The organism is Anthropogastromicrobium sp., from assembly GCF_037349415.1.
Taxonomy (GTDB): Bacteria; Bacillota; Clostridia; order Lachnospirales; family Lachnospiraceae; genus Anthropogastromicrobium; species Anthropogastromicrobium aceti.
In genome coordinates this window covers 1-9,599 of record NZ_JAXWCK010000054.1, presented here as the reverse complement: position 1 = coordinate 9,599, position 9,599 = coordinate 1, and the positions used below count along the sequence as shown (strand labels likewise).

Below are 9,599 nucleotides of genomic sequence, written 5' to 3'. Positions count from 1 at the left end.
TATTTCGTTTGGCACAGCCGGTGAGATTTCTCCTAAATAAGAGCTATATTTTTTCAAGAAAAAAAGTGCCTGTCCCCGGCAAAAAAATATAAAGTTTATAAAAGTTCTATAAACAAAAGTATACATTTTGTGCAGAGAAGTCTGAGCAGCAGCACGAGAGGGTAGCGTGTTACTGCTCAGCTCAACTTATCAAGAGAGTGAAAAAAATAGAATGACAACGGTTGTAATTAGTGCTATAATTAATCCAGTGTCAAGGGTAAGTACACCTCATTAAATATGTCCAAAATGTTAACAGAGAACGAAAGTGCCTGTCCCCGGCAAAAAAACAAGTTCAGTAACAACTCAAGCCCATTTTTTGAGATAATAGCCTCGACAAATGATAATGCTCTAAAAAATTCAGTCTAAAAAGTTTAGGCTAAACTTTTTAGAACAATTGGAGGCTATCTATGAAATCTCAAACATCTTTAGCGGCTCGCAACTTCCGCTTACAAGAATGGAGCAAAATGATTGAGCGTTGGCGTTATAGCAACACATATTAGTGGTTATGCTGATGCTATAACTCCAACGAAATTCAATATAGGAAGAATTGTTAACAATGGAATTGCTAATTGCATTCAGTACTATTATACTCACTGAAGGGAACTGAATATAATGCTGAGAATATTGATTTTAATTACATGTATGTTTCTTTTTCCAGATATTTATGGAGTAAGTATATTTCAATTTTGTGGTCGCTATGAATATAATTGCTACTACTATGACGGAAAACTGTATATGAATTTGGCCAAAATACCATGTCATGAATTAGTAATTACACAGGTCGATATAAGTAATAATTGTTTAGATGGATATTTATATGATTTTGAAGGTGAAAAAAGATTATATCATATAGATATAGTTACAGAAAAATTGCCGTATATATATAACAGAGGACAAAGAATTTCGTTCAGTTCATTGCATCAAGGAGATGAAGTCATGATATATACGAATTGGCAGACCACTGAAACAGGATATGCTGGTGGTCATTGCAACGGTTTTAATCTTAGTTGGGTGAAACAAATTGAATTATTAAAATGTCCGCATATAACGTGATATTGGTATATTGAGGTGAAAAACGGTAAGCGACGAATAACACCCTGGATTCCATATCTGCCTAAACCGTGTCATAATTAGTGCATGGAGTGGCTTTCTCTGATTCATGAGTGCCGCTTGAGTGGACTTACGGATAAGCAATGGTGCGAGGCGCATCAAATCTGTCCGAGTAACTTTTATTACCAGATTCAGAAATTCCGCAAGAGAGTCTGTGAAATACCGGAGTCTCAATCAAAAACAACTCTGACCGCACAAAAACAGGGCATCCAGTGCCTGTCCCCAGCAAAAAAAATACGGAGTTTTTGCGGGAAAGCAAAGCGCTTTACGATAATCTTTATCCTAGCCGTATCATTGTTGGTATTGATACAAGGAGCAAACATCTCATGTGTGCGGCCAGAGAGTTTGCTACGCTGCTTCAAGAGAGCGCACTAAAGCCGAATGTGGATACGATTATTATGGGATCAACGGAGGCAGAAGCAGTCAAATTATTTTCCAATACGTATTTGGCTCTGCGCGTGGCCTTTTTTAATGAGCTGGATTCCTATGCAGAGTTAAAAGGATTGAGTACACAAGAGATCATTGAAGGAGTCTGCTTGGATCCACGGATCGGAACTCATTATAACAATCCTTCATTTGGCTATGGTGGTTACTGTCTACCTAAGGACACCAAGCAACCTCTTGCCAATTATGCCGATGTCCCAGAAAAACTCATCGCTGCTATTGTGGAATCCAATCGGACACGAAAAGATTTTATTGCTGATCGTGTACTGAAGCTTGCCGGAGCATACAGTGAAAATGACGAGTGGAGTGCTGACAAAGAAAAGAATATCATTATCGGTGTATATCGGTTGACCATGAAAGCAGGAAGTGATAACTTCCGTCAGTCTTCCATTCAAGGCGTAATGAAGCGAATCAAGTCTAAAGGGGCGACTATCCTTGTCTATTAGCCCTCTTTGCCAGACAACAGTACTTTCTTTGGCAGTCAGGTCGTCAACGATCTGATGCTGTTTAAGAAAAAGTGTGCAGTTATTATTGCCAACCGATTTGATTCATCTCTTGAAGATGTGGAAGAGAAAGTATACACACGCGACATTTACAAACGGGATTAAACATCAAAATATCCGTTGCCTGTCCCCGGCTCAACTTATCAAGAGAATGAAAAATAGGATGACAATAGTTGTATTTAGTGCTATACTTAACCCAGTGTCAAGGGTAAGTATACCTTATTAAATAAATCGAAAGTTGTTTCAAGAGGAATTTTTGATGGATGTTCAAATAATCGCACTGGATATTGACGGGACGTTGACAGATGACCGGAAAAATATATCCAACCTAACTTTGGAAGCATTGATTGAAGCGGAGAAAAAAGGAATACGTCTTGTCCTTGCATCTGCTCGTCCAGCTTCTGGGCTTTTCAGCATTAGAGATCAGTTAAAAATGGAACAGTTCGGAGGAATCCTGATGTCTTATAATGGAGGAAGAATAACGGACTGCGCAGGAAATACGTTCTATGAAATCAGTATGGGTCTTACTATGACTAGAAGAATTCTCCGGTTTCTGGAAGAACTTCCAGTAACTGTTATCGTTGACGACGGCAAGATGTTTTATGTTACAGATAAAAACGGGTATAAGGTTGAATATGAATGTAGGAATAATCAGATGCAATGTACAGAGGTCGGTAACCTGGCGGATTGGCTTACATTTTCCCCTATAAAGATTCTTTTGGCGGTTAATCCTATGAAAATATACGAGGTACAGGAGCAAATCAGAAACTTTCTGCCGGAGGATTTAACTGTTGTCAGAACTGCCGCCTTTTATTTGGAGATATTTCCCCGCAGAATCAACAAAGGACAGGGCCTTTGTGATATATGCAGAATTTTGAAAATAGATGTAAGGAACAGCATTGCTTTCGGAGATTCCGAAAATGATATTCCTATGCTTAAAGCGGCAGGTATTGGAATCGCAATGAAAAACGCAGAGATTGATGTCAAAAAGGCATCGGATATGAGTACTTTGTCAAACAATGAAGATGGTATACCATATGCATTACGTGCGCTCAATGTAATATGAATAAACATGATAGCATGCAGTATCAGATTCGTGATCCCAAAGGATTTACCAACATAAAAGAATGGGCGAAACAAAAAGGAGCTAAAAAGCTCTACATATCTGCACACTCAGCCGTTGAAAGTCAAGCCTTTTATAAATCAATGGGGTGTGTTGAGGCAGAAGTTTATAATAAAAAACATGTTGAAGATGAACCGTATGATTGTCAATTAGAATGCGATCTTTAGGAATCTGGCGCGGGAATCCTTGGCCATTCTATGGCCGAGTTGCTGAATTAACGAGCATATGGTGCTTGTCCTCAGCAAAAAATATAGTGTGAGGTGATGGATATGGATTATATAAAAGAAAAACTATATCAGCAGTTAGCAATTGACTATTGCTGTCAGATTTCGGATATAAAGGATGATAAAAATCATTTTATGGAATATAAAAAAATTGAAGGCAGGAGACAGTTTGAAGAAGCTGATGATTGTGTCTTAAAGGTAATTGCTGTAAACGGAAAGCTGATATTTACAGGAAAAAAGAGTGTTGTTGACGTATGTCAAAAGCAATTTTCCAATAAATCAGGTAATTGGTTTATGGATGTTGTAAATTTTAGGAAATTGGATGAAATTTTAAAGAAAGAGGGATATAGGATTAAAACAGTCCATCCATTTTTCATTCCAAAGGATGATCATGTATATGAAATAAATGGTGTTGAAATAAAAAAATACAATCAGGAAGAAATTCTTCAATTTAAAGATGATGACAGGTTTGATGAAGCATTTTGTTTCAGTGAAGCGTCACCGGATGTACTTGCAGTTGCAGCAATTATAGATAATGAGATAGTCGGTATGGCAGGAGCTAGTGCTGACAGTCCTTCTTTTTGGCAGATTGGAATTAACGTGAACAAGAATTTTGAGGGCAGACATATTGCTTCGGGACTTGTCTCAATACTTAAATCAGACATTCTCCAAAAAGGAATCGTGCCATATTATGGGACAAGTTTTTCAAATCTTGCATCACAGCATGTCGCTGCAAGAGCTGGTTTTGAGGTTGCTTGGGTGGAACTGATTACAGAAAAAAATACTGCTGATGATGTTTATACGGGATAAAAAATAGAAACCACGGGGACAGAAAGAGTACGGATAAAGAAATTAAGAAAATCGAGAACGAGAGAAAGGCACTATCATGGAACTACAAAAAGGAAGACCGAAATACACGGCAGGCAGATTGGAAAAAGAAATTCGCACCTATGATTTATTGGATAAATTAGGCGTAGCATATGAGCGCGTCGATCATGAGGCAGCAATGACAATGGAGGTTTGCCAGGAGATCGACAAGGTATTGCAGGCAACGATCTGCAAAAATCTTTTTTTGTGCAATCGTCAGGAAACCAAGTTTTATTTATTAATGATTCCAGATACAAAGGTATTCCACACAAAGGATTTGTCCGCCCAAATTAATTCATCACGCTTATCCTTTGCAAAGCCCGAGTACATGGAAAAATTTCTTGATATTACACCGGGTTCTGTCAGTGTATTAGGATTGATGAACGATACCGAAAATCACGTTCAGCTCTTAATTGATGAAGATGTATTAAAGGGTGAATTTATCGGATGCCATCCGTGCATTAATACATCCAGCATTCGTTTTCACACATCGGATTTGGTTGAGAAAGTGCTTCCTGCGGTGAATCATGAATTTATAAAAGTGAAGTTATAATAATCAAGGCAAAATATTTAACGATTTATTCTAAGAGTGATATGGAGGCAACGCTTGTTACGACAGCGCTGCCTCCATTTTAGAAAAAATTATTCTGTTAAATACCGAACATTTCTCTGCAAATTGTCTTTCCACATGTTGTTTTGAAAATGGTATGATAAGCTTTTAAAGTAGCCTCTTTAGATAAATCGCTTTCCATAATATTAACAAGAAAATCAGCTTCTACCAATATCTGATAATCAATTCCGTCAATATTGTCGTATGTATGATGATGTGCGATCAAATATTGAACTCGATCAGATACATCTTTGTCAAATCCTAATTTTTCAAGCAGCTTTTTTGCTATTGCAGGGCCTTCTTTTTCCTGTAATTTTCCATTGCAATTTCCATATTTTTCTTCACAAACATGGATTCCAATATCATGTGTCAAAGCAGCCGTTTCAATGATAAACAAACATTTCTTATCTACATTTTCTGTTTCAGCAATTAACTTTGCATAACTATGTACTTTGCAGAAATGCTGAATCCGTTTTGCGTCGTTGCTATATAATTCAATCATTGCCAGATGCAATTTATTTATCATTTTGAGTATTTCTCCTCATAAGTGTTTTTTGTCAATCAGCGCGCGATCTTAAAAGCATAAAATTCGCCAGGATGAACCAGTACGGAAGCTATCCATTCCTTTTCATCCCATTGCTGATGGTGACAGAAGGTTTCGATAAAGTTTCCAATTGGTTTTCCGCTTAGCCCTGTCAGATGACATGCCGGTGAAAGCAGATGAATTGAAACACGTTCTGGGATTGCATTGCTTCCAGCATAGCAGTATAAGACAAAAGTATCATTGTTGTATTGGAACAGGGAAACATTTCTGCCACTGATATATAAGCCATGGGAAGCAAATGGGCGGCGGATCATATCCATTACTGGAATTGGAAGCTTAGCGAAGTCGGCGAAGCAGTCTGGCACAGCGAGTGTAAAAAGCTTTCCTTTGCCGTAAGTATCAAGAAGCAAAATGGAACTGTGGCTGTCGCCAGAGCCAGCGTTTACGTAAGACCAGGAGGCATTGTTTGAAAACTGTAGTTCATCAAAAGTTACTGGCTGCTGATTTTCATAAAAGCCGGCGAAATCGTCAGTTACATGGTAGCGATTGGCTGTAAGTTTTCTGCCTGTAAATCGCACGGAACTAAACTGCGCCCATTGTGCTGCCTGAATATGAGAGGCAAAACCAGTCGTCACAACAGCGGTACCACCATTTCGAAGAAAAGCTTCTAATTTCTGTAAAATATCAGGATCTTTTAACGCAGCCTGCGTCAGGAAAACGTTTTCAGCGTTAGTCGGAAAATCTGGTACAGGTTCGAAAGGAATTCCATGCATGCCGAGATGATCTTCAATATGATTTTCACCATCAGAAGCATAAGGAAGATAAACTGGTGTTCCGCAAGGTGTTCCAACCTGATTGAGAATGCGATCAAGTTTGCTAAGCTGCATGCCAAGTGGTGTTACAAGACGGTTTTCAAACAGATCTCCCCACTGGAATAGTGTGATTTCTTGTGGACGTGAGAGTGCAGTCAAATAGCCTTGCTCTAGATAACAGTCGATTGGCCAACAGGAGTATGTATCGAACCAACCGCCTCCATTTCTGCCAGGTGCTACGTGCTCCATGTAGCGCATAATAGAATAGCTTAAATATCGTGGCAGATGCTGATCTGTGTGTGCAGTGTTTCGAGTTTCTGTTCCAGTATAGATTTTGTCAAACATAGACGGCTGAATTTTTGGAACGTAACCTGTTTCATGGTATGATTCACGCCAGTTTGGATATTTGATGGTAACTTTTACAGATGGATTTGCAAGTTTCGCAGGCTTTAAAATGAGATTTTCCGCTACATCAATCATTTTTTTTGAACGAAACTCTGCCCAGCTAAGATTGCTGCGTTCTCTAAGACAATCATCGCAGGTACAAGAAGTAAAGAAAAAGTCATCCAGAATTATCTCATCAAAAAGCTCAGCGGTATATGTTACGATCTTTTTCAGATAAGTTCTCATTGCTTCATTTGAATAGCAAAATGTCTGGAATAAGCGCTGACGTTTTACATCGTCTTTTTCAAGTGGAGGTGTGACGGTTGTAATACCTCCAGCTATTTCTACACCATGTTTTTTAAAGAAATTTTGAATCATTTTCATGTGATCGATTGCGACCCAAGTACCATCACGATATGTTTCCAGATAGACCTTGTCGATGCCGACATATTTCTCAAGGTAGGCATAGTCCCGTGCAAGCGTAGTTTCGTCCAACGATGCAAGCGTTTGTGCTGTGCAGTAGACACATGTTTTGAAATTTTTAAAGTGCTTCATAAAATACCTCCTAATTTAAATTTGTGTGATAAAGTCGGATAAATATTGCTTAATCCAAGTCTATCATTTTCTAAAGCACTTGTCACTAGTAAAAATATTAAATTAAATGAATTCCATTGTTTTTAATATAAACAGTCAGGCAGTTAAGTCTTTTTTAATTGGCTGCTTTGGTCAGAGAAAATCTGCTTGACAAAATTCTTTTCAATAATATAATGATCTCTATTAAGTAAGAATAAATCCTAATGAGGAGGAATCAAGAATGGACAAGAAAGCAATGTATAAGCTTAGCTACGGTCTTTTTGTTTTGACCGCAAAAGAGGACAGCAAGGACAATGGCTGTATTATCAACACCGCAATCCAGGCGGCATCTGAGCCAAATCAGTTAAGTATATGTGTTAACAAATTAAATTACACACATGATATGATCAAGAGAACTGGTGCCTTTACGGTATCTGTAATCAGCCAGAATGCATCATTTGATTTGTTTAAGCAGTTTGGATTCCAGACAGGTCGCGAGGTGGACAAGTTTGCAGATTTTTCATCATGTACGCGCGGTGCAAATGGAATTTACTATATCACAGAGGGCACAAATGCTTATATTTCTGTAAAGGTTACAAAGAGTGAGGATCTTGGTTCTCACACGATGTTCATCGGTGAGATTACAGATATGGAAGTACTAAGTGAAGTGCCATCAGTGACGTATGAGTATTATCTGAATAACATTAAGCCGAAGCCACAGGCTGTTGATATAACTGAGGAAGGTCAGACTGTATGGCGCTGCACTATCTGCGGTTATGAGTATGTCGGTGAGGAACTGCCAGAGGATTTTGTCTGCCCATTGTGCAAGCATCCGGCATCTGACTTTGAAAAGATTGTAAAGAAAGTTGAGTAACCAGCAAATATAGAAAATGTAGAAAAGAAAATGGAAGTAGCTTATGAATATAAAACTAGTAAAGCTGACACATGAATATAAACAGCAATTGACGGACATGATGGATGAATGGCTGGCGGTTGAGCAGGACTTCTCTCCGTATGCGATTCGCAAAAGTGATTACCATGACTTTGACAATTATCTGGAAAATTTGGAACTGAAGGAGGCACGAGATGGTCTTGTTCCAGATTCTACGTTTTTCTGTCTGGATTTGGATCGCAACATTTTTGTTGGTGCTGTCAATATACGTCATTATTTAAATGAAAATTTATGCAAGAGTGGTGGACATATCGGAGATGGAATTCGTCCGAGTGAGCGACGAAAAGGCTATGCGACTGCGATGATTGGTCTGGCACTTGAGGAGTGTCGAAAGCTTGGTATAAATAAGGTTTTGATGACCTGCGACAAGACAAATATTGGGTCGGCAAAGTCTATCATGAATAACGGTGGCGTTTTGGAATCAGAATTTGAGGAGAATGGTGAGATTGAGCAGCGCTATTGGATTACACTTTATGAGGAACCGGTAGAAAGTGGACGCTTGAGTATTCGAGTTGCACAGATTGCAGATGCAAAAAAGTTGCTTGCCATTTATGCGCCGTATGTAAGAGAAACTGCGATTACATTTGAGTATGAGGTACCGACAATAGAAGAATTTGCAGTGCGGATCGCGCATACATTGGAGCGGTATCCATATCTCGTAGCAAAGTATAATGGTGAAATTGTAGGATATGCATATGCTGGACCGCTTCATGAGCGTCCGGCATATGACTGGGCAGTGGAAACATCTATTTATGTAAAACATGATAAGAAAGGTCAGAAAATTGGAAGAGCATTGTATGATGCACTAGAAGTACAGCTTCGCAGACAAAATATTGTAAATGTAAATGCCTGCATCGCAAGCCCTGCCATAGAGGATGCGCACTTGACGAGGGACAGTATTTTATTCCATGAAAAATTAGGGTATCAGATGGTGGGTGAATTCCATCAGTGTGGCTATAAATTTGATACCTGGTATAACATGGTCTGGATGGAAAAGATGATTGGGGAACACAAGGTTCCACAGCCGCAGGTAATCTGGTTCTCGCAGCTGCCAGAAGCGTAACTGAGTTCGCGAGTAGAACAAGCCTGTGCCTGTTTCCAGCAAAAAAGAAGTGTAGCTGACCAGATTCCAGTGTGCTGGAGACATATTGGATTCCATCTTTTTCCATGTCTGTATCTGAATCATTCCGATCGGATGTCTTTACGGCAGTTTCGCCATTTGCAGAAAAAAGAGTGTTTATTTGGCTGCTCATACCTGACAGGGCAGTACCCTGTGACATCATCGAAAGTCCCATGACGACAACGAGGATGGCGCCACATTTTAATACCTGTTTTTTGACATACTCCCACGGTTAAAATCGTGGGATTCCTTAGATTCTTGTAGCGTCATCCAGCCCTATAGACTGAAATATAG

The 9,599-nt window shown here is 39.0% G+C and carries 8 protein-coding genes and 1 pseudogene; 7 read left to right on the top strand and 2 right to left on the bottom strand.

The features are described 5' to 3' along the window. Positions 1-1,388: 1,388 nt before the first annotated feature. From WJP93_RS12325 to WJP93_RS12305, 5 genes and pseudogenes are all read left to right on the top strand, one after another. Positions 1,389-2,201, top strand: a pseudogene (locus WJP93_RS12325) (UDP binding domain-containing protein); the annotation flags it as partial. A 154-nt stretch (positions 2,202-2,355) separates the two neighbouring features. Then, entirely contained in the window at positions 2,356-3,162 is an 807-nt protein-coding gene (locus WJP93_RS12320; protein WP_262538885.1) for a Cof-type HAD-IIB family hydrolase, read from the top strand. Continuing rightward, on the top strand, positions 3,159-3,386 hold the full coding sequence (locus tag WJP93_RS12315) for a hypothetical protein (protein WP_337548614.1): 228 nt from the start codon (positions 3,159-3,161) through the stop codon (positions 3,384-3,386). Before WJP93_RS12320 ends, WJP93_RS12315 begins: the two co-directional genes overlap by 4 nt. A 192-nt stretch (positions 3,387-3,578) precedes the next feature. Beyond that, on the top strand, positions 3,579-4,253 hold the full coding sequence (locus tag WJP93_RS12310; protein WP_337548613.1) for a GNAT family N-acetyltransferase: 675 nt from the start codon (positions 3,579-3,581) through the stop codon (positions 4,251-4,253). 76 nt (positions 4,254-4,329) lie between these two features. Continuing rightward, positions 4,330-4,863: a prolyl-tRNA synthetase associated domain-containing protein gene (locus WJP93_RS12305; RefSeq protein ID WP_262538882.1), complete on the top strand. Its 534-nt coding sequence runs from the start codon at positions 4,330-4,332 to the stop codon at positions 4,861-4,863. A gap of 97 nt (positions 4,864-4,960) precedes the next feature. Here the strand turns inward: WJP93_RS12305 and WJP93_RS12300 are convergent, their stop codons facing one another. Together WJP93_RS12300 and WJP93_RS12295 are read right to left on the bottom strand one after the other, a co-directional pair. Then, positions 4,961-5,446 carry an HD domain-containing protein gene (locus WJP93_RS12300; protein ID WP_227102534.1) on the bottom strand — a complete coding sequence of 162 codons (486 nt, stop codon included), beginning with the start codon at positions 5,444-5,446 and terminating at the stop codon, positions 4,961-4,963. Positions 5,447-5,481: 35 nt separating this feature from the next. Further along, on the bottom strand, positions 5,482-7,215 hold the full coding sequence (locus WJP93_RS12295; RefSeq protein ID WP_337548612.1) for a hypothetical protein: 1,734 nt from the start codon (positions 7,213-7,215) through the stop codon (positions 5,482-5,484). A gap of 259 nt (positions 7,216-7,474) precedes the next feature. Here WJP93_RS12295 and WJP93_RS12290 point away from each other — a divergent pair, with 259 nt between their 5' ends. Both WJP93_RS12290 and WJP93_RS12285 read left to right on the top strand, forming a co-directional pair. Continuing rightward, positions 7,475-8,107, top strand: coding sequence for a flavin reductase (locus WJP93_RS12290; RefSeq protein ID WP_227102532.1), 633 nt, complete (start codon positions 7,475-7,477; stop codon positions 8,105-8,107). A gap of 43 nt (positions 8,108-8,150) precedes the next feature. Continuing rightward, positions 8,151-9,248, top strand: coding sequence for a GNAT family N-acetyltransferase (locus tag WJP93_RS12285; protein ID WP_321207216.1), 1,098 nt, complete (start codon positions 8,151-8,153; stop codon positions 9,246-9,248). The last annotated feature ends 351 nt before the right edge of the window (positions 9,249-9,599 follow it).

What these genes read in the sequence shown, in the direction of transcription:
- WJP93_RS12320 (WP_262538885.1), top strand. Translation starts at nt 2,356, where the DNA reads ATGGATGTTCAAATAATCGCACTGGATATTGACGGGACGTTGACAGAT.
- WJP93_RS12315 (WP_337548614.1), top strand. Translation starts at nt 3,159, where the DNA reads ATGAATAAACATGATAGCATGCAGTATCAGATTCGTGATCCCAAAGGA.
- WJP93_RS12310 (WP_337548613.1), top strand. Translation starts at nt 3,579, where the DNA reads ATGGAATATAAAAAAATTGAAGGCAGGAGACAGTTTGAAGAAGCTGAT.
- WJP93_RS12305 (WP_262538882.1), top strand. Translation starts at nt 4,330, where the DNA reads ATGGAACTACAAAAAGGAAGACCGAAATACACGGCAGGCAGATTGGAA.
- WJP93_RS12300 (WP_227102534.1), bottom strand. Translation starts at nt 5,446, where the DNA reads ATGATAAATAAATTGCATCTGGCAATGATTGAATTATATAGCAACGAC.
- WJP93_RS12295 (WP_337548612.1), bottom strand. Translation starts at nt 7,215, where the DNA reads ATGAAGCACTTTAAAAATTTCAAAACATGTGTCTACTGCACAGCACAA.
- WJP93_RS12290 (WP_227102532.1), top strand. Translation starts at nt 7,475, where the DNA reads ATGGACAAGAAAGCAATGTATAAGCTTAGCTACGGTCTTTTTGTTTTG.
- WJP93_RS12285 (WP_321207216.1), top strand. Translation starts at nt 8,151, where the DNA reads ATGAATATAAAACTAGTAAAGCTGACACATGAATATAAACAGCAATTG.